A 19,893-nucleotide genomic window follows, 5' to 3' on the forward strand; every position below is an offset into this window, starting at 1 on the left:
GTTTAAGCCCACTTCCAGCGGCATCCTTGGGGAGTATCTTCCAGATTGATACCCTTGTCAGCCAGTTGGTCACGAATAAGATCCGCAGCAGCCCAGTCTTTCTTTGCCCGAGCCTGTTGCCGCACTTCTATCAGCAGCTCAATTAAGTCCTGCACCATTCCCTCATCGCCAACCGCCTTTTCATTCGCATCAAAAATGCCCAATACATCAACGCCAAAGTCATTATATAATTTATCACAAGCCGAAAGAACCGAAGACTGCTGCGCCGTCAAGCTGCCTCCCTCCTTAATTAACCCATCCCTATACTTGTTGATGTCTTTGCTTATCTCAAAGAGCACCGCTATTGCCAAAGCGGTGTTAAAGTCGTCATCCATGGCCTCTGTAAACTTGCCCCGGGCCTGTTCAACTAATTTATACATTGCCAGCTCATTACCAGATAGTGCTTCTATTTCCCGCGGGTCAACATCTTTCCCGTCAGCCAATAATTCCCGGACACCATCCCGAGCGGTTTTCAACCTCTCCAGCCCCCGGGCACTCATTTCTAATTTCTCATCATCAAAATCCAATGGGCTCCGGTAATGGGTGGAAAGTAGATAGAAGCGTACTACATCGGAACAAAACTTGTCTAATATTTCCCGTACCAAAAAGAAATTTCCGAGAGACTTGGACATCTTTTCTTGGTTTACCGTAATAAATCCATTATGCAGCCAGTGCTTAACAAATGGCTGCTGATTGGAATACGCCTCCGCCTGGGCGATTTCATTTTCATGATGCGGGAAAATTAAATCGAAGCCGCCGCCATGAATGTCGAAACCATTAAATAAATATTTTAAAGACATGGCTGAACACTCTATATGCCATCCGGGCCTGCCCAAGCCCCAGGGGCTTTCCCAAGCGGGCTCAGTAGGTTTAGCCGCTTTCCACAGGGCAAAATCCAGCGGGTCTTTCTTACTGGTATCTACTTCCACCCGGGCTCCAGACCTAAGGTCATCGAGATCCCGTCGGGAAAGCTTCCCATAACTCGGGAAACTTCTTACATCAAAGTAGACACTGCCGTCTAGTTCGTAGGCATGTCCATTGTCAATAATGGTGCTTACCATCTCAATTATTTCATCCATATGCTCCGTGACCCTAGGATGATAGTTTGCCCGCCGTACCCCCAGAGCATCTGCATCTTTAAAGTATTCATCAATATATTTTAGTGCCAATTGAGCCGGAGTCTCGCCTTCCTCCTTGGCCCGATTGATGATTTTGTCATCGACATCGGTAAAGTTTTGTACATAAACTACCTGGTAGCCACGGTACTCCAAATAACGTCGGATCACATCGAAAACCACTATCGGCCGAGCGTTGCCTAAGTGAATATAATTGTAAGTGGTGGGCCCGCAGACATACATATGTACCTTTCCCGGCTCACGCGTAGTTAAGTCTTCCTTCGTCCGAGTTAACGTGTTGTAGAGTTTAACCATCATTTTTCCCCTCCATTTCTTCTATTCTCGCTTCTAACCTTTCAATCTTTCTCTGCAGGCAGAGAATCATCTCACCCATCGGGTCGGGCAGTTGCCCGTGCTGCAGGTCAACGACGCTGATATCTATATCTGCGATACTTCTACCGTTTCTAACCACAATTTTACCCGGAACCCCTACTACCGTACAATTGTCAGGGACGTCCCGAAGCACAACCGAACCTGCCCCAATTTTAACATTAGTGCCAATTATTATTGAACCAAGGACCTTTGCCCCGGTACTAACTACTACATTATCACCTAGGGTGGGATGCCTTTTGCCTTTCTCCTTACCCGTTCCACCCAGGGTAACACCCTGGTATAATGTTACGTTGTCTCCGAGCTCGGCGGTTTCCCCAATTACTACTCCCATACCATGATCAATAAACAACCCCTCGCCGATATGGGCTCCGGGGTGAATCTCTATCCCGGTTAGCCATCGGTTAAATTGGGAGGTAAACCGCGCCAAAAAATAGCGCTTACGAATAAACAGCCAATGGGCCACACGGTGCATCAGCACAGCATGGAAGCCCGGATAAGTAGCAATTATCTCCCAAACACTACGTGCCGCAGGATCACGCTCAAATACTACCTGAATATCTTTTTTTACCCTGGTAAACATTATCTGGCCTCCAAACATATCAGTACCGTAAATAAGAAAAGTGATTTCATCGCCTTCGTTGGTCTGAAGGCAATCTCTTATCCGCAACCCATAAATTTCCCATACATTAAAATAGCCCCTCAGACTCTTTCAGAGACGAGGGGCCGCGGTTCCACTCTGTTTAAACCGAATTTTGGTTTCACTTTTACATGATGTGGTAACGGCACAACCGGCACCGCCTACACAAGATAGCTATCCCTTCGGCAGATGCTGCTCAGGAATGCACTTCGGTGCAGCAGTTCTTGGACCGCTTTCAGCCGGTGACGGGTCCTCTCTTGAAAGCTTACTGCATCTACTCTTTCCTTCATAGCATTTAGTCAATTGTAATTTGTCATTATTATAACCTTGCTTTTTATTTATTGTCAACAAAAGCTATTGCTGGTTAGCCCTGGCCAGGCTGCTATTAACACGATTGGTACAAGTAGAAACCCCCAGTACAGGAATTAAGTCGTGCAGTTCCGGGCCGCGAGTTTTTCCAGTTAAAGCCACCCTCAATGGCATAAAAACCTGCTTGCCGCCGAGCTTAAGCTCCTTAGTGATGCTTTTAAGCATTTTCTTAACCACAGCCGGCTCCAGCTCTTCCAACTGAGCTAACTTTTGCTTAAAGCTTTCCATTACCCCGGGTACCTGCTCGTCCCTTAAGACGGCTAAAGTATCCTTGTCGGCAAAAGTTACTTCTTCCCCCAGCAGCAGCGGAAAGTGTTCTGATGCTTCAGCCACTTTAACCAGGTATGGCTGTATTACCCTAACCTGGGAAAGAAATACATCCCAATCTATCTCCTGTTCGTCATCGGGTACCAGCCCCGCCTCCTGCAAAAATGGCAGCGCCATTCGGGCAATCCTTTCAGTGTCTGTCTGACGAATATATACCCCGTTCAGCCAATTAAGTTTTTCGATGTCAAATACGGCCGGATTTTTGGCCACCCTGTCCAAAGAAAACTCTTGAACCAGCTCTTCAAGGGTGAACTTCTCTTCTTCCCCTTCCGGTGACCAGCCCAATAATGCCAAAAAGTTGACCAACGCTTCAGGCAGATAACCCTGTTTTTTATACTGAACCACGGAAGTAGCTCCATGACGCTTACTCATCTTAGCCCGATCCTTGCCCAAAATAAGGGAAATATGTGCGAATTTAGGTGCCTCTATGCCCAGTGCCTGATAAAGTAATACCTGCCTAGGAGTGTTGGAAAGGTGTTCCTCACCTCTGACAACGTGGGATATATTCATTAACGCATCATCCATTACCACGGCGAAATTATAAGTGGGTATCCCGTCAGATTTAACAATAATGTAATCACCCACACCATCACTATCAAAAACTACCCTGCCGCGCACCAGGTCATTAATAACTATCTGCTGCCCTTCAGGTACCCGGAAACGAATGACCGGTTTTCTACCCTGATTAAGAAATTCTTTTTCCTGTTCTTCGGTAAGACTGCGGCATCGTCCTAAATACCGGGGCAGTTCACCCTTTTCCATTAACTCCTGCCTATCCGCTTCTAATTCCTCCGTACTACAATAGCAGCGATAAGCATGTCCCGCTTCCAAAAGCTTATCCGTGTAATTTTTGTATGTATCTAACCGCTCCATTTGACGGTAAGGCCCATGCTCCCCACCGACCTGGATGCCTTCATCCCATTCCAACCCCAGCCATTTAAGCGAAGCCAGGATGTTTTCTTCCCATTCCAAAGCCGAGCGTTCTCGGTCTGTATCTTCAACTCTAACAATAAACTTTCCACCGTTTTTTTTAGCCAGCAAGTAATTAAATAAAGCCGACCGAGCTCCCCCAATATGTAAAGGTCCCGTAGGACTGGGCGCAAATCTTACTCTGATCATTACCAATACCTCCCTAGATATGTTTCACTAGCAATTATACCTTCAGCATTTTGCTTACGCAAACGCAAACAACCTTTACAAGACCAAGGTTGACCCAGGTATTTAAAGTACCATAGCAATAGCCTGAGCGGCTATGCCTTTACCTTCACCGGTATACCCCAGCCCTTCCGTAGTGGTGGCTTTAATGTTTATCTGGTCCTCTTTTAAAGCTGTCACATTGGCGAGCCGCGTAACCATTCGGGGGATGTAGGGACTCATTTTCGGCCTTTCCGCAATGATAATCCCGTCAATGTTACCTATTTCATAACCCTGTTCCCTAATCTTCCCTACCACTTCCGCCAACAGTTTTAGGCTAGAAATTCCCTGATACGACGGGTCGCTGTCTGGGAAATGTTTACCAATATCCCCTAGACCCACAGTGCCCAACAATGCATCCATAATTGCATGGGTTAAAACATCCGCATCAGAATGCCCCAACAGACCTAAGTGATAATCTATTAACTCACCGCCGACAATTAATTTCCTCTCCGGCACCAACCGGTGAACATCGTAACCAATTCCTACTCGCATGCGCTTTCCTCCATCATTACGGCTGCTATTTTAAGATCTGCGGGTGTGGTGACCTTAATGTTGCGGTAATCCCCCTCCACCACTCGAACATCACCTTGACACAGCTCCACCAGCATCGCATCATCATAAACTACGTCTGGCAAAGCTTTGTCATACGCTTCCTTTAATACTGAATAGCGAAAGGCCTGAGGTGTCTGGGCAGCCCAGAGGCAGCTTCGCTCAAGCGTCTGCCTCACATGCCCCTCGTCTCCTACTTCCTTAATGCAGTCCTTAACGTGCACTGCTGCTATGGCAGCACCGCATTCCAACGCCTTTTCCAAAACACGCTGAAGTAGAGACAATGTTAAAAGTGGCCGCGCTCCATCATGCACGACCACTAAATCAGTATCTTCACTACACTGCGCCAATCCTTTGGCAACAGAATGGACCCGTTCATCACCACCGGCTACCAGGGCTTTGATTTTCTTAAAAGCATGTTTGTCTAAAACCGCCGAGCGGCAAAGCTCTATTTCCTTATCTCTTACTACAACTATTATATCGTTAATCAGCGGGCTTCTCTCAAATTTTTCCAGCGTGTGAGCCAGGACCGGCTTGCCCTTCAATGAAATAAACTGCTTATTTACATTGCTTTTCATTCTGTTTCCCTGCCCCGCAGCAGGGATTATCGCAGTTATGTGAGGCATTGATATTCCCCTCGCTCTATTTGCTGGTTATTTGCTTTGTCTTGGCTTTTAGGCTTTGCAAAAATCATTCTTCCGGCCGCAGTTTGCAGCACGCTGGTTACCAAAACATTGATCGTTCGACCGATAAATCTTCTGCCATTTTCCACTACTATCATGGTGCCATCATCTAGATAACCAATCCCTTGTCCTGCTTCCTTACCATCCTTAATTACCTGCACGGACATCTCTTCGCCAGGCAGCACTACCGGCTTTACCGCATTTGCAAGCTCATTAATATTCAGCACCTTTACCTCTTGCAATTCAGCCACTTTATTTAAATTAAAGTCATTAGTAAGGATGTCCCCGTTAAGCTTCTGGGCTAATCGTACCAACTTGCTATCCACCTCTGATATATCGTCAAAATCCTCTTCATGAATTTTAACCAGTACATCAAATTCCTTACGCATTTTGTTTAAAATGTCTAATCCTCGACGACCGCGATTTCTTTTTAACAAATCGGAAGAATCGGCAATATGTCGAAGTTCTTCCAGGACAAATCCGGGAATAATTAATACCCCTTCAACAAACCCGGTTTTGCATATGTCTGCAATCCGTCCGTCAATAATGACGCTGGTATCTAAAATCTTCACCCTCGTTTTAGTGCCGCCAGTCTTTCCCGAATGCTTTTCTTTACCTGAGCGGGAAGGAAAAATAGCAGTAATATTTAACAATTCTTCCTTCTTTTTAACTCCAACACTCATGCCCAGATAACCAAAAATCAAACTTGCAAATAAGGGCAGCCAATTCCCTATCAAAGGAATTGTTTCTAAGGATGAACCTAACAACCACGCAATAATAAGACCAAAAATAAGTCCAACAGCCCCGCCAACAATATCCTGGATTGGCGTTTTGTAAAGTTTAACTTCCAACCAACCGGTAAACTGCACCACAAAACTGATTATGTATGGAGCGATGTAAAATCCAATTAATGCAGAAATAATGGCGCTTAGACCGATGATGGCCCATTTAACTTCTAAGGGACCGGTATACCACAAAAGAACCAGCGCATTGCTTAGGGAAAACCCTCCCCAACCTGCTAATACAGCAATTAATAATCTAACAAATTTTTTAACCATCTTCTCACCTCCTTGTATATTTTTACTTATTGACAGTCACATTATACGGCCTTCTGGAAATTAATTCAAGTAAGACAATATAACAAAAAACTTTGATTAAAAATTTAAGCAAGATTTTGTTGATGTCCGAAAATCATGCTTTGAAGACTTCAAAGCATGATTTCCTTGACATTAAAAAAAGACCAGGAACCGAAGTTCCCGATTAAGCGAATACGCCCTCCAGCATGTTTTCCACCTGTTCCTCTTCCTGTCCTTGAGCCAAGACAAGTTCACTAACCAAAATCTGCTTAGCATTTTCGAGCATTTTTCTCTCACCGGTAGAAAGCCCTTTTTCCTGGTCGCGCAACACCAAGTTTCTAACAACTTCCGCAACCTCAAAAATATTTCCGCTCTTAATCTTTTCCATATTGGCACGATAGCGATGATTCCAATTAGCGCTCATTGTACTCTTTTTATCTCTTAGAATACCAAACACTCTCTGAATACCCGCCTCGTCAATTACTTGCCGTATACCCACTTCCCCGACACTATCCATAGGTATCATTACCTTCATATCACCAATGGGCATCCGCATAACATAGTACCTACGCTTCTCGCCTAGAACCTCTTTTTCCTCGATGGACTCAATAATACCTGCTCCATGCATAGGGTAAACAACTTTATCTCCTACTTTAAACATCTACCTGTTCTACCCCCTAGTCACACTTGATGACATTATTATACCAAACCGAAGTATCATGTGTCAAAAATTATTACATTATATCACAGTGTTTTTGGCAATGTCAATTACTTTTGCTGTGTTGCGCATTAATATTACCCCCAAATTTGCCGACTTTTAATTCTATGCATCCAACCACTAATTTTTTCAGTTTTTTGGAAGATACCCTTCATTGACAACCACGCCGTAATAACATTATAATTAAACAGTAGCGAGAAAGGAGCTGAGCGATAGCGGTGAGTACCAATGGAAAAGATAAAGTAGATGTACAAAATTTTCAGGATACAATCTCCCAATTTCTCGTCAGACACCAGAGTATTCTGGATGTATTATCAAAACATCAGGAAGCTAATGCGAGGGTCAACCGCGCTGTTGTCAAAAGCGTTACCAACTGCGGTTGTATAAAGGTAAAAGCGGAGAAAAAGGCTTTGCCGGATTCCGTTTGTCTCAGCGACCTAAAGGAACTGTTGGAAACCCATGTTGAAGGGCGTCTATGCGAAGAGTGTCAGGATGTTATAGAGGCTGAACTAGGCAAGGCACTATTTTACACTACCGCTCTTTGCCAAACTCTTGGACTTAACTTAGAACAAGTAATGGCTAAGGAAAACCAAAAAGTATCAACCTTGAGGTTGTTTAATTTTACTTAAAATTTAAGGCTGTCCGAGCTTATGCTCAGACAGCCTTTTCTTTTCAACTTTTTCCTTCATAATCCCCACTTATTTATTCCATTTCAGCGTACTAAAAAAAATCTTGCCATTAGTTTCTTATCTACTCTATTTGTAAAGTTACACCCCCATCCATACATAAATTAAGGGCCATGTATCAAGATAGGTAAAAAGGAGTGGAGTTAATATGGCCGGCTCAAAACTACCAGCAGAATTAGTTTCAGTATATCTTTCCCTTCCTTGGGAAGACAAAACTCTTTGGGACCGCTATTCTTTAGAAATGCCAGCAGAGAATGCAGTCACCTATTTACACATATTAGTTGCGAATTTAATTCCCCAAGGACATTACTCCTTGGCAAAGCACCTACTGTATAAAGCATTAACCTTTCCCTCCGAGCCAGCGCAAGAGGCATGGCTTTATGCAAACCTATACCAGATTGCAGCCGACCAACAGCAACCTTTACTGTGCCGCGAGTACTGTGAAAAAGTCTTGGCAACCGGACATCTCAGTCAATGGGCAAAGAATACTATCAGCGATCTACCGCCCTACAGCTAATCTTTTACCCCCTAAATGGATTATAATAGTCCAGCATCAAATGTTCTTGCAGTCTTTTGATTCCATCCTTAATTGCCCTGGCACGAACCTCACCAATACCCTCGACATTTACCAGATCCGTGGCATCCGCCTCCATCACCGCTATCAGTGAACCATAGTTGCTCACTAAGTCCTCAATAACTGGCATAGGGATACGCGGTACCTTAGCTAACAGACGATAACCTCTAGGGAAGACCGCCAAATCCAAACTGCCAAGGGTTCCCCCGTAGCCGAGTATACGACTTAATACTACCAATTCCTTAAGCTCTTCCACACCGCACTGGCGCATTGATGCAATTACCTGCTTTGACCGTTTTTCTTTATCCGATTTTACATAATCTCTCACCAATAAACTTTGTTCTTCTTCTACACCCATAATCAATTCGTCCAACTGCATCTGTATCAGCCTTCCTTCAGAACCCAACTGCGCTATATAAATTTGTATCTCTCCAGCAACCCGGTGCACCACTTCCACAGCGTGTACCGCACGTAGTACTTCATGTAAGGACGTGACACCTTTGAACTCTAAAATACTCAGGTTCGATAATTTCTTTTCCATGGATATTTTATATTTTTCCAAACTTTGTAGCGCCTGATTGGCCTTTGTAAGAATAAAACCAGTATCTTTAAAGATATATTTAAGGTTCCCCTTATACAATGTGATGACGCTTCTTCTTTGAGAAATCGCGATAACCAACGCTCCGGTTTGTCGGGCCATTCGATTAGCAATCCGATGTCTGATGCCCGTTTCCGCAGATGGTATCGCTGCTGGTGGTACCAAATGGACATTAGCTTTTAGAATTCGATCCACCGGCGCAGTCAAGATAATCGCCCCATCCATTTTGGCTAATTCATACAATGCTGCCGAGTTAAAAGGAACATTGATTTCAAATCCACCTTCACAAATAGAAAGTACCTGTTCTGAATCGCCAATCACTATCAAACCACCGGTGTTAGCCTGTAAGATACTATCTACCGCTTCCCGAAGGGGTGCTCCAGGTGCCAAGAGTTCTAATGCTTCAATAAACCTAGCTTCCCTCAAGAAATTCCCTCCTTAAAGAGCTTTCTATTATAGTATCCAATTACTATGCGAACTCTACCAAAATAAAAGAAAAACCCGGGAAAATCTCCCGGGTAAAACATTTTTTCCTGAATTAAAATAATATCCTTAGTACCTCTTGAATAGTATCAACACCCACCAGTTCCATCTGCCCCGACTTTACTTTTTCCTTATTAAGGCGTGGAATGACACACCGCTCAAAGCCCAGTTTCTCCGCTTCGTGTACCAGTCTGTCTATGTTATATATGGGTCTCACTCGTCCGGCCAAATCCAGTTCACCCAGCACCACAGTCTTACTGTCCACAGGGCAGTCGCGAAAACTAGAGTATAGTCCCACAGCTATCCCTAAATCAATCGATGTTTCTTCTACGCTGACACCACCAAGCAGGGAAACATAAATATCATGGGGTCCCATAGCGACCCCTGCCCTTTTCTGCAATACAGCTACAATTAAACTAAGCCTGTCACGATTTACACCAACCACTGTTCTTCGCGGCGGTATACCCATTTCATTTGCAATTACCAAGGCCTGCAGTTCCACCAAAATAGGTCGGGAACTTTCTACGCTTGCTACCACTACCGCCCCAGATACGCCTTCGCTTTTGTCACTAAGGAGAAACTCCGATGGGTTGGTTATCTCCACCATTCCTTGCTCAGCCATTTCGTATACTCCCAATGCATTGGTAGTGCCAAAACGGTTTTTAAATGACCGCAGCATTCGGAAGCCAAAATTTCTTTCTCCTTCCAGGTAAAGCACCACGTCTACCATATGGTCTAATAATCTAGGACCGGCTATATCACCCTGTTTAGTGACGTGAGCGGAAATAAAACAGGGAATATTTTCGGTCTTTGCAAACTTCAGAATATGCCCCGCACACTCCCGCACCTGAGAAATGCTGCCCGGAGCAGATATTATTGCTGTGGCAAATAGCGTCTGTATAGAATCTATAATAACCATGCTTGGTCGATACTGTGTAACCAACTCTCGAATAGCCTCCACATTGGTCTCAGCTGCCACTAGTAATTTATCGTTGGCCACAGCCAGGCGGTCGGCGCGAAGTTTGATTTGTTCCCCGGATTCTTCTCCGGATATGTAAAGCACATTACCATGCTTTTCTGCAACCTTGTCCGCCACTTGGAGTAACAGAGTAGATTTTCCGATACCCGGGTCCCCGGAGATTAAAACCAGCGAGCCAGGCACAAGTCCGCCCCCCAAAACTCTATCCAGCTCCTCACTTCCCGTAGCCATTCTCCTATATGTATCGCCCTTGACAGCAGTGACGGGAACAGGTCGGCCGTCAGACACCAAACCCCGCTCAGTATTGGGGTTGCTTTTGGTTATAGCTTCCTCTACAAAAGAATTCCAAGCGCCGCAGCTACACTTTCCCAGCCAGCGCGCACTTTCATAGCCGCATTCTTGACAGACAAAGACGCTTTTCTTTTTAGCCACCGACATCACCTCCACCAACCCCATTATAGCAGAGCATAAGTATAGAACAACTAAAAACCTTCATCTTCGCCCAAACATCAGGTTATTAGGTGTTTTACCTACTGAATTAAGTAATATTAAAATGACCCCGTAGGGTAGGCCCACGGGATCAACTAACGTTTTCTCAGTCACCGAAATAACTCTATTTTTTGTCTACTTTTACTTTACCCTTATCCACGGTCATCCGCAAGGTATCACCAGCCTGATACCACCCTTCCAGCAGCCCTTCAGAAATTGGGTCCTCAACTAATTTTAATATGGCCCTTCTTAAGGGTCTGGCACCATACTCCTCATCATAGCCTTCATCGGCTAAAATTTCTTTGGCCTGCGGCGTAGCTTCTATGGTCAACTCCTGTTCCTTCAGGCGCTGGTTCAACTCCTCCAACATCAATCCCACAATTTCCTTAATCTGTTCTTTACTGAGCGAATGAAAAACAATGGTTTCGTCAACACGATTTAAAAATTCGGGTCTAAACGACTTGCGCAGCTCCTCCATAATATTTCGCTTCATATTTTCATGTTGGTCTTCTTCTCCCGCCTTAAAACCAACCTTGGTTTCCCTCTTAATGGTAGCTGCTCCTACATTGGATGTCATGATTACCACTGTATTGCGGAAATCCACTTGACGCCCTTGATTATCTGTCAGTCGGCCGTCCTCTAAAACCTGCAGCAATACGTTAAACACTTCCGGATGTGCCTTTTCAACCTCATCAAAGAGCACTACGGAGTACGGTTTCCTGCGTACCGCCTCAGTCAGCTGACCGGCCTCATCATACCCCACATATCCAGGAGGAGCCCCTAGCATTCTCGAAACTGCATGTTTCTCCATGTACTCAGACATATCTAAACGCACAAGGGCATTTTCATCCCCGAACATCGCTTCGGCCAGCGCCCGGGCCAACTCGGTCTTTCCTACACCGGTAGGGCCTAAGAAGATAAACGAGCCAATGGGGCGCTTGGGATTTTTCAAGCCGGCTCGGGCTCTTCGAATAGCCCTGGACACAGCCTTTACCGCTTCATCCTGCCCCACCACACGCTGGTGCAGCAATTCCTCTAGCTTGAGCAGCTTCTCACTCTCCGTCTGCTCTAACTTACTTACAGGTACACCCGTCCAGTTAGAAACTATCCGTGCTATATCCTCTGCTTCTACAATAGATTTACTTGATCCTCGCTGTTTTTCCCAGCTGCCCCGCTGCCCTTCGATAGCTTCTTTTAGCTGCTGTTCACGATCCCTAAACTCTGCTGCTTTTTCAAACTCCTGCCCATAAACAGCCGCTTCCTTTTCCTTCTGGACTTCCTCCAGCTCTTTTTCCAGTTGTTTTAACCCGTCGGGTGCAGTGCTGGTATCCAACCTCACCCTACTAGCTGCTTCATCCACTAAATCAATAGCTTTATCCGGTGAAAAACGTTCGGTAATATATCGATTACTCAGCTTTACTGCCGCTTCAATAGCTGCATCGGTAATTTCCACCCGATGATGTGCTTCATATTTGTCCCTCAGTCCCTTAAGAATCGCCACTGCCTCTTCCCCGGACGGTTCCTCTACCTTGATTGGCTGAAATCTTCTTTCTAACGCTGCGTCTTTTTCGATATACTTTCGGTATTCATCAAGGGTAGTAGCCCCAATACATTGCATTTCGCCTCTAGCTAGGGCAGGTTTTAAGATATTAGCCGCATCAATAGCGCCTTCCGCCGCCCCTGCACCAACTAATGTATGCAATTCGTCAATAAATAAAACCACATTACCGGCTTGAATGATTTCATTAATGACTTTTTTAAGGCGCTCCTCAAATTCGCCGCGGAATTTTGAACCAGCAATTAAGGAAGCCAAATCTAATGATACCACCCTTTTGTCTGCTAAGGTTTCCGGTATTTGATTATTAACAATTTTTTGAGCCAACCCTTCAGCTATGGCGGTTTTTCCCACACCAGGGTCACCGATAAGAACAGGGTTATTCTTTGTGCGCCTGCTTAAGACTTGAATTACCCGATCTATTTCTTTAGCGCGCCCAATAATCGGATCCAAATGACCTTCCCTGGCCATTTGTGTCAAATCCCGGCCAAATTGGTCCAGGGTTGGGGTTGTTGGACCTGTCTTCGCTGGAGCTTTGGTACCACCTTTGGAAAGGGGATTCTGCTGCTGGCCGCTGCTGTTATTATCAAAAAATGACTGGAAAAATTGATTAGGTCCTTGGTTTTTTGTGGATTGATCGATGCCTAACAGTTCATAAACCTTCTGCCGGACATTTTCAAGTCTAACACCCATGTCTTCCAACACTTGAGCGGCTATTCCTTCCCCTTCGCGCAATAACCCAAGTAGAATGTGTTCTGTACCAATGTACTTTACCCCTTGCCGGCTCGCTTCATATGCAGCCAATTCCAGGACCTTTTTTGAGCGCGGCGTTAAACCGATTTCTTGACCCGGCTGCTGTTCCGGCGTGCCAATTACATCCCTGACTTTGCCGCGTAATACATCTAAGTCCACACCTAACTGGTGCAGCGACTGTGCTGCCACACCATCACCTTCTCTTATTAGACCCAGCAATAGATGTTCAGTGCCTATGGCCGGATGAGACAAGCCCGCTACCTCCTCCCGCGCCAAAGCTAATACTCTCTGCGCTCGTTCAGTAAATCTCGATAACACAGCAAACACCTCCTATATGTTGTCAATTTTAATCCTTTCCCGCAACAGGCGAGCACGATAGATATCTCGCATATCTTCATCCATTTCCAGTGCCATTATTCTTTGTAAACATCCTGGTTGTAGCATTACCATCAGTTCAGTAAGAATTCTCGGGTCAAGACCATCAATTAGGCCTAAATCTATCCCCAGTCTCACCTGGGATAGTAAAGAAAGTGCCTTTTCCGCACTCATAACCCTAGCGTATCTCAAAGTCCCATAGGCACGCCAAACCCTATCTTCAAGGCTAATTCCCAATTCATCCTTCAATAGCTGCCTGGTCTCTCTCTCTTGGTCTACAATCTTTTGAGTTATTCCGGAAAGATTGTTGATAATTTCTTCCTCGGTACGGCCCATAGATATCTGATTAGAAATCTGAAATAGGTTTCCCAATGCTTCAGTTCCTTCACCATACAGGCCGCGCACCACCAATCCCACCTGAGATAAAGCGGAAAAAAACTTTCCGGCCCTTTTTGTCGTTACCAAACCTGGTAGGTGAAGCATTACCGACGCCCGCATCCCGGTACCAACATTGGTTGGACATGCAGTAACGTAGCCGAAATTTTCGTCAAATGCATAATCAAGTGTTTTTTCCAGGCCATTATCTACCTTATCTGCCGTCCGCCACGCTTCGTTTAACTGCAAAGCTGGCAGCAAACATTGAATGCGCAGATGATCCTCCTCATTAACCATAATACTTACTGCCTCGTCCTGATCCAGCGCAACGGCACCGTAACGGGCATGCTCCAACAGATTAGGACTTATTAGGTGCTTCTCTACTAGTATTTGTTTCTGCATCATGTCTAATTCGGTAAGACTTGTAAAATCAACCGTAGGAAAATCCTTTATCACTTCAGCAGCAACAGCATTTTTCACCATCTTTTTAACCGCGGACGCGTCCTCCTCACCCAATTGCTGAGGAAAAGGAATACCTTTTAAGTTTCGAGCCAAACGAATCCTACTGCTAATAACAATATCCCCATTTGCGCCGGAACCTTCCATCCATTTGCTGCGAATGTCTTTAATAATATCTTTAAAGGACACCTATATCCCCCCTTAATCATTCAGTGTTTTCCAATTCCCTAATCTTATCCCTAACCTCAGCAGCCTTTTCAAATTCCTCTTTTTGAACCAATGACTGCATCTCCCGCTTTAGACTTGCTATATCCTTTTGCAGTTTAAGCCTTTTACCGCCCCTGGTAGGAATCTTACCTGTATGTCGTTCATTTCCATGGATACGCCGGATTATCGGTGATAGCTGTGCATTAAAAGTATCATAGCAATTACCACAACCCAATTTGCCGGTCCGCCTAAAGCTATGATATGTTTGGCCACAGGTTTTACATTTCGTTGGTACTTGGGTTTTACTTTTTGCAAACCCTATCCCGGGTTCCACTTCCTCAAACAAACTGCTCAGCAAATTAAACGGAAACTCTGTCTCCCAGTTCATCGCCTCTCCCTGCATCTCCGCTGCACATTCCTGGCATAGATGTAGTTCTGACTTTTCGCCGTTAACAATTTTCGTTATTCGCACCGTAGCAGGTCTTTGCTCACACTTTTGGCAATGCACCTCTTATCCCTCCTCATTAAATTCTTTTCGAAGCAACGTCAATAAAACAGCCCGAATGATATTAGCTCTGACCATATCACGCAAGGGCAGTTCGACCGGTAATGCATCTCTACTAATCATGGCCTTCACCAATAATGTCTCCCTCGAGGAGAGAAATCCCTCCTCGGCTAATCGGTCAGTCAAACCTTCGCCTGCTTGTTGACTAATTAACTTATTCGCTGTTTGATCTATCAGACGCAGCAGCTCGTTATCCTGCCCCATCGATATTTTAGTAATACGAATATATCCCCCGCCGCCTCGGCGACTTTCTATTAAGTATCCATGTTCTAAAGTAAACCGGGTACCCAAGACGTAATTTATCTGGGAGGGTACACATTGAAAAACTTGCGCCAGGTCGTTGCGCTTTAATTCCAGAGTGGCTGTCTGCTGTTCTTTTAACATACTTTTAATATATTGTTCTATCTTATCGGCCAAACTACGCAATATCCATCACCTCTTCTGACTTTGCCTAACCTTTTGACCTTTATTGACCTTTATATTGATATTATAAACCCGATTGGTATATTTTATGCAACATGTATTTTTAGACGATTATTACCTATATTACCCTTCCCCGCTATTCTACGCACTTTGTGTCCATCATTCTTCTATTTACTTTAAATAGCACTACTTATAATTGAAAGTCATGTAATGGACAGCCACTGTTTCACCTCCCACTTAACATTCTACATTAACCATTTAGGCCGGAAATACTACCATCCACCGTAAAATTCTTGAGCTTCCACTCAGGAGGTTTTAATATGAAGGCACATGAGGTAACCGTCAGAAACTTTATAATATTTAGAAAGGTGCAGATGCTCTTTTTGGAGGTGACTGGTACATCTGCGAAACCCTTAAAAAAACTTAGGAGGTTTACTAATATGGGGTATCAAGATACTTACCGTTTATCCACTGAGCAGCCTGATTTATTCTGGGCTGAAGTAGCTGACAACCTTCACTGGTATAAAAAATGGGACAAAGTGTTGGATGATACCAACGCACCATTTTACCGTTGGTTTGTGGGCGGTCAAACGAATCTCTGTTACAATGCAGTGGACCGACATGCTTTAGGATCAAAAAGGGGCCAGGCAGCGATTATTTGGGAAAGTCCCGAATCTGGTCAAAGCAGAACCTTAACCTACTATCAACTGTATAAAGAAGTTAACCGGTTTGCCGGGGTGTTGAAAAATTTAGGTATCGGCAAAGGTGATCGGGTAGTAATTTACCTGCCGATGGTCTTGGAAGCAGCTATAGCCATGTTAGCCTGTGCCCGGATCGGTGCGATACATTCAGTAGTTTTCGCCGGTTTTAGCTATGATTCTCTTGCGGAAAGAATTGACGATGCCAAGCCGAAAGCTATACTTCTGGCCGATGCCGGTCTGCGCGGCGGCAAGGTTGTCCCCTTAAAGGGTATTGTTGACAAAGCTGTTGATGCTGCCAAGCATAAAGTGGACCATTGTATCGTCCTTAATCGGGGCTATGCAGAATTTGACATGACAAAGGGTAGAGATTTAGACTGGGAAGAAGCCCTTGCCAATAAAGGGGAAAACTTTGTTGAACCCGAAGCGATGGACAGCTCTGATCCATCATATATTCTCTATACCTCCGGTACCACCGGCAAACCCAAAGGAGTAGTAAGAGATACCGGTGGTCACCTAGTGTCCCTGCATAATTCGATGGGCCAGATTTACGATGTCAATGACGGAGATGTATACTTTTCCACTTCTGATATAGGATGGGTGGTAGGCCATTCATATATTGTTTATGCACCCCTTCTAAAAGGCACCACCACCATCATGTTTGAAGGCACTCCCATTCACCCGGACCCTTCAATCTGGTGGCAGATTGTTGAAAGATACGGTGTCACGCATATTTTTAGTGCTCCAACCGCTTTTAGAATTTTGCGCAAGCACCCTGAGCACTATATGACCACTTATGACCGCAGTTCACTAAAGTACCTATTTTTAGCTGGGGAGCCGTTGGATGAACCCACCTGGCACTGGGCTGCCGATACACTGGGCGTTAAGGTTATCGACCATTATTGGCAGACAGAGACTGGCTGGCCCATAATATCCAACATGCCCGGAGTGGAGTCCCTGCCCATCAAACCGGGTTCTCCCACAAAGCCAGTGGTTGGATATAAACTGAAAGTAGTGGACCCTGATGGCAATGAAGTTGAGAAAGGTAAAAAGGGTTTCTTGGTTATTGAACCTCCCCTTCCTCCAGGTAATCTGTTGACTGTTTGGGGAAATGATGAAAGATATAAAAACTCTTATTTTGGCTTCTTTAAGGACAAATTGCTATACATGACCGGGGATTATGGCATTGAAGATGAAGATGGCTATTTCTGGGTACTAGGCCGTGCAGATGAGGTCATTAATGTTGCCGGTCACCGTCTCGGTACTAGAGAAGTAGAAGAGGTTATATCCTCTCATCCTGCGGTAGCGGAAGGCATGGCTATCGGTGTGAAGGATGAACTTAAGGGTCAGGCAATTGTCTGCCTAATCGTCGTGAAAGAAGGGCACAAGCCCAATGATGATAACAAAAATGCCATTCGCAACCTGATTCGGGAAAAAATTGGCCCCGTAGCTACCCCCAAAGAAATTAAGTTTGTAAAAATGCTGCCAAAAACCCGGAGTGGTAAAATTATGCGCCGCGTCATTAAGGCAGTTGCCGAAGGAGAACAACTAGGCGATGTCAGTACCATTGAAGATGGCGCCAGCATTGAAGAAGTGATTAAAGCCATGGAGGGCCTGCGAGAAGAACTGGCATAAAAATTTAGAAAAAATTAAGCCGCCTTGCCGGGCAGAACCCCTGGTAAGGCGGCTTTTTATCTTGTAGACAAACATTATGCAGCAATGTACAGCAATACCTATTTTATGTTCGTTACTCTAGAAGAAATATTGCTTACTTCGTTTTTATGCAGTGTATACCTGGATAATGCAAAGGTAAGAATTATGGCAGTAACTAATCTAAATAATAATATCAACCAGCCATTGGCCCCAATAGCCACAAATAACATGGTGTCTTCAAATACCGAATGACAAATTACTAAAAAGGTATTAACCACCAATAGATCACGCTGGGACAGCTTCCCTTCCTTAGCAGACTGAATGATCGCTCCTGCCCCATATGCTATACCGAAAATCAAACCGGCAAGCAGCGGCAGTCCGGCTTCATCAGGCACTTTAAACAACCTGCTGATTGGACTAATAAGTCGAGACATCCATTCCAATATATCCAAGTCCTTGGCAATTTCCAGAGCTACCATCAGCGGAAAAACAATTAAAGCAATGCTTAAAATACTTTCACTACTGCCTTGAATGGCTTCTGCGAAAATTCTTACAAAATCCATAGCGGCCTCCTAAATAAGCTGATTTAATAATACTCCGGCAAAAACCGCCAGGAGAAAACGCATTAATACGATACCCTTGACCGGAACTCCGGTCTTTTTTGCCACCGCCGTCTCAATAAATAGGCTGTGGCATAATAATAACATAGTAGATAGAATTGTTATCTGCTTCTGGGTTAAATCCAAGGGAATGATGGCGGCAATGGCAAAATAAATGTTAAGCACCATACCAAACACTAAAGGCAAAGATGCTTCTCCCGGCAGGCCAAATATTTTCATAGCCGGTTGAAAAACTTTAGCTATCCAATCCAACACTGGAGTATGTTTTAAAAAAGTGACAATAAAATATACGGGAACAATTGCTTTGGTTAACTCCCAAGTAATCCACACCCCGTTTTTGCCACCCCTGATAAAAGTCTGCCTTGTCAGCATATATTACTTACCACCATTCAGATGTTTATTTATCTCAATAGATATTATTTTACCGCAAAGAGTCCTGTCTCGGCAAGAAAAAAAGATGCCGCATACCAGTGGCACCTATTAATACCTAATATAGTTACTTGCTACTGGTCTCGAACACCAGCGCGCCTCTTAATTGCCCTAGCTCCAATGCTCGGTGAAAACTTGGTACTCTTCTAAACGCAAGTCATTCTTGATAACATCTTTATATGTCTCCCTCTGAATGATAAGTTTGGCATTACCACTGTTCACCAATACCATTGCCGGCCTGGGCAGGCCATTATAGTTACTCGACATGGAATAGGTGTATGCCCCAGTACAAAAAACTGCTAGAATATCACCGGATTCAACGTCAGGAACAGGCAAATCCCATATTAGTATATCTCCACTTTCGCAGCATTTACCAGCGATAGTTACCTGGGATGTGGGTTCTTGATTAACTTTATTTGCAATCATCGCCTCATACTCCGCGTCATAAAGCGCAGGCCGGGGATTATTTGGCATTCCCCCGTCCACAGCCACATAAGTTCGTATTTGGGGAATTTCTTTACATGAACCCAAAGTGTAGAGAGTGGTACCTGCTTCGCCGACGATTGACCGCCCCGGCTCTAGAATAATTTTAGGCAGCGGCAGCTTGTATTCATTAGCTTTACTTATCACCGTATTAGTGATCGCTTCTACAAAGGCATCTATATCGGGCGGCTGCTGGTCAGCAGTGTATTGAATACCCAAACCTCCACCTAAATTCAGGACATCCAAGACCAAACCCAGTTCCTCTTTGACCTGTTTAAAAAACATTAACGCTACTTCAGCTGTAGCCTGATAAGAACCCGGTTCAAAAATTTGCGAACCGATGTGGCAGTGAATTCCTTTAAGGTTAATCCGCTGATTTTGCATTG

General features: G+C 44.6%; 19 protein-coding genes and 1 other annotated feature (1 of these 20 only partly in view). Of the genes, 3 read left to right on the top strand and 16 right to left on the bottom strand.

Going from position 1 to position 19,893, the window contains the following annotated elements:
- Positions 1–2: 2 nt before the first annotated feature.
- From cysS to MFMK1_RS00780, 7 genes are all read right to left on the bottom strand, one after another.
- Positions 3–1,472, bottom strand: a complete 1,470-nt coding sequence (gene cysS, locus MFMK1_RS00750) for a cysteine--tRNA ligase (protein ID WP_366923285.1) — start codon at positions 1,470–1,472, stop codon at positions 3–5.
- A complete protein-coding gene (cysE, locus tag MFMK1_RS00755; RefSeq protein ID WP_366923286.1) occupies positions 1,462–2,127 on the bottom strand; it encodes a serine O-acetyltransferase in 666 nt (221 codons plus the stop codon). Before cysE ends, cysS begins: the two co-directional genes overlap by 11 nt.
- A gap of 128 nt (positions 2,128–2,255) precedes the next feature.
- Positions 2,256–2,483: a binding site (T-box leader), on the bottom strand.
- 55 nt (positions 2,484–2,538) lie between these two features.
- Positions 2,539–3,999 (bottom strand): glutamate--tRNA ligase, encoded by a 1,461-nt coding sequence (gene gltX, locus MFMK1_RS00760; RefSeq protein WP_366923287.1) that lies wholly within the window; start codon positions 3,997–3,999, stop codon positions 2,539–2,541.
- 102 nt (positions 4,000–4,101) lie between these two features.
- The gene (gene ispF, locus MFMK1_RS00765) at positions 4,102–4,569 is read right to left on the bottom strand and encodes a 2-C-methyl-D-erythritol 2,4-cyclodiphosphate synthase (protein WP_366923288.1); all 468 of its coding nucleotides are present in this window, start codon (positions 4,567–4,569) and stop codon (positions 4,102–4,104) included.
- A complete protein-coding gene (gene ispD, locus MFMK1_RS00770) occupies positions 4,560–5,204 on the bottom strand; it encodes a 2-C-methyl-D-erythritol 4-phosphate cytidylyltransferase (protein WP_366923289.1) in 645 nt (214 codons plus the stop codon). The genes ispF and ispD overlap by 10 nt, the downstream gene beginning before the upstream one ends.
- A 35-nt stretch (positions 5,205–5,239) precedes the next feature.
- Positions 5,240–6,367 (bottom strand): PIN/TRAM domain-containing protein, encoded by a 1,128-nt coding sequence (locus tag MFMK1_RS00775; protein ID WP_366923290.1) that lies wholly within the window; start codon positions 6,365–6,367, stop codon positions 5,240–5,242.
- A 202-nt stretch (positions 6,368–6,569) separates the two neighbouring features.
- On the bottom strand, positions 6,570–7,046 hold the full coding sequence (locus MFMK1_RS00780) for a CarD family transcriptional regulator (RefSeq protein ID WP_366923291.1): 477 nt from the start codon (positions 7,044–7,046) through the stop codon (positions 6,570–6,572).
- 275 nt (positions 7,047–7,321) lie between these two features.
- Between MFMK1_RS00780 and MFMK1_RS00785 the strand changes: the two genes are divergently transcribed.
- Positions 7,322–7,732, top strand: coding sequence for a nucleoside triphosphate pyrophosphohydrolase family protein (locus MFMK1_RS00785; protein WP_366923292.1), 411 nt, complete (start codon positions 7,322–7,324; stop codon positions 7,730–7,732).
- Positions 7,733–7,937: 205 nt separating this feature from the next.
- Positions 7,938–8,306 (top strand): hypothetical protein, encoded by a 369-nt coding sequence (locus MFMK1_RS00790; protein ID WP_366923293.1) that lies wholly within the window; start codon positions 7,938–7,940, stop codon positions 8,304–8,306.
- Between the two features lie 4 nt (positions 8,307–8,310).
- On the opposite strand, the gene disA is transcribed toward MFMK1_RS00790, so the two are convergent.
- The 6 genes from disA to MFMK1_RS00820 form a co-directional block, all read right to left on the bottom strand.
- On the bottom strand, positions 8,311–9,387 hold the full coding sequence (disA, locus tag MFMK1_RS00795) for a DNA integrity scanning diadenylate cyclase DisA (protein WP_366923294.1): 1,077 nt from the start codon (positions 9,385–9,387) through the stop codon (positions 8,311–8,313).
- 112 nt (positions 9,388–9,499) lie between these two features.
- Entirely contained in the window at positions 9,500–10,855 is a 1,356-nt protein-coding gene (radA, locus tag MFMK1_RS00800) for a DNA repair protein RadA (RefSeq protein WP_366923295.1), read from the bottom strand.
- A gap of 181 nt (positions 10,856–11,036) precedes the next feature.
- The gene (locus tag MFMK1_RS00805; protein WP_366923296.1) at positions 11,037–13,538 is read right to left on the bottom strand and encodes an ATP-dependent Clp protease ATP-binding subunit; all 2,502 of its coding nucleotides are present in this window, start codon (positions 13,536–13,538) and stop codon (positions 11,037–11,039) included.
- 12 nt (positions 13,539–13,550) lie between these two features.
- Complete coding sequence (locus MFMK1_RS00810; RefSeq protein ID WP_366923297.1) at positions 13,551–14,618, bottom strand: protein arginine kinase; 1,068 nt, start codon at positions 14,616–14,618, stop codon at positions 13,551–13,553.
- Positions 14,619–14,634: 16 nt separating this feature from the next.
- Entirely contained in the window at positions 14,635–15,144 is a 510-nt protein-coding gene (locus MFMK1_RS00815; protein ID WP_366923298.1) for a UvrB/UvrC motif-containing protein, read from the bottom strand.
- A gap of 3 nt (positions 15,145–15,147) precedes the next feature.
- A complete protein-coding gene (locus MFMK1_RS00820) occupies positions 15,148–15,627 on the bottom strand; it encodes a CtsR family transcriptional regulator (protein ID WP_366923299.1) in 480 nt (159 codons plus the stop codon).
- A gap of 437 nt (positions 15,628–16,064) precedes the next feature.
- Here MFMK1_RS00820 and prpE point away from each other — a divergent pair, with 437 nt between their 5' ends.
- Positions 16,065–17,957, top strand: a complete 1,893-nt coding sequence (gene prpE / locus MFMK1_RS00825) for a propionate--CoA ligase (protein ID WP_366924844.1) — start codon at positions 16,065–16,067, stop codon at positions 17,955–17,957.
- Between the two features lie 98 nt (positions 17,958–18,055).
- Here prpE and MFMK1_RS00830 read toward each other — a convergent pair whose 3' ends face one another.
- The 3 genes from MFMK1_RS00830 to lysA form a co-directional block, all read right to left on the bottom strand.
- Complete coding sequence (locus MFMK1_RS00830) at positions 18,056–18,538, bottom strand: nucleoside recognition domain-containing protein (protein WP_366923300.1); 483 nt, start codon at positions 18,536–18,538, stop codon at positions 18,056–18,058.
- A gap of 9 nt (positions 18,539–18,547) precedes the next feature.
- Positions 18,548–18,967: a nucleoside recognition domain-containing protein gene (locus MFMK1_RS00835; RefSeq protein ID WP_366923301.1), complete on the bottom strand. Its 420-nt coding sequence runs from the start codon at positions 18,965–18,967 to the stop codon at positions 18,548–18,550.
- Positions 18,968–19,135: 168 nt separating this feature from the next.
- Positions 19,136–19,893, bottom strand: the 3' portion of a protein-coding gene (lysA, locus tag MFMK1_RS00840; RefSeq protein ID WP_366923302.1) for a diaminopimelate decarboxylase. It continues 580 nt past the right edge of the window; the window shows 758 of its 1,338 coding nt (coding positions 581–1,338); its start codon lies off the right edge, out of view; its stop codon occupies positions 19,136–19,138.

This window comes from Metallumcola ferriviriculae (assembly GCF_035573695.1).
GTDB lineage: Bacteria > Bacillota > JADQBR01 > JADQBR01 > JADQBR01 > Metallumcola > Metallumcola ferriviriculae.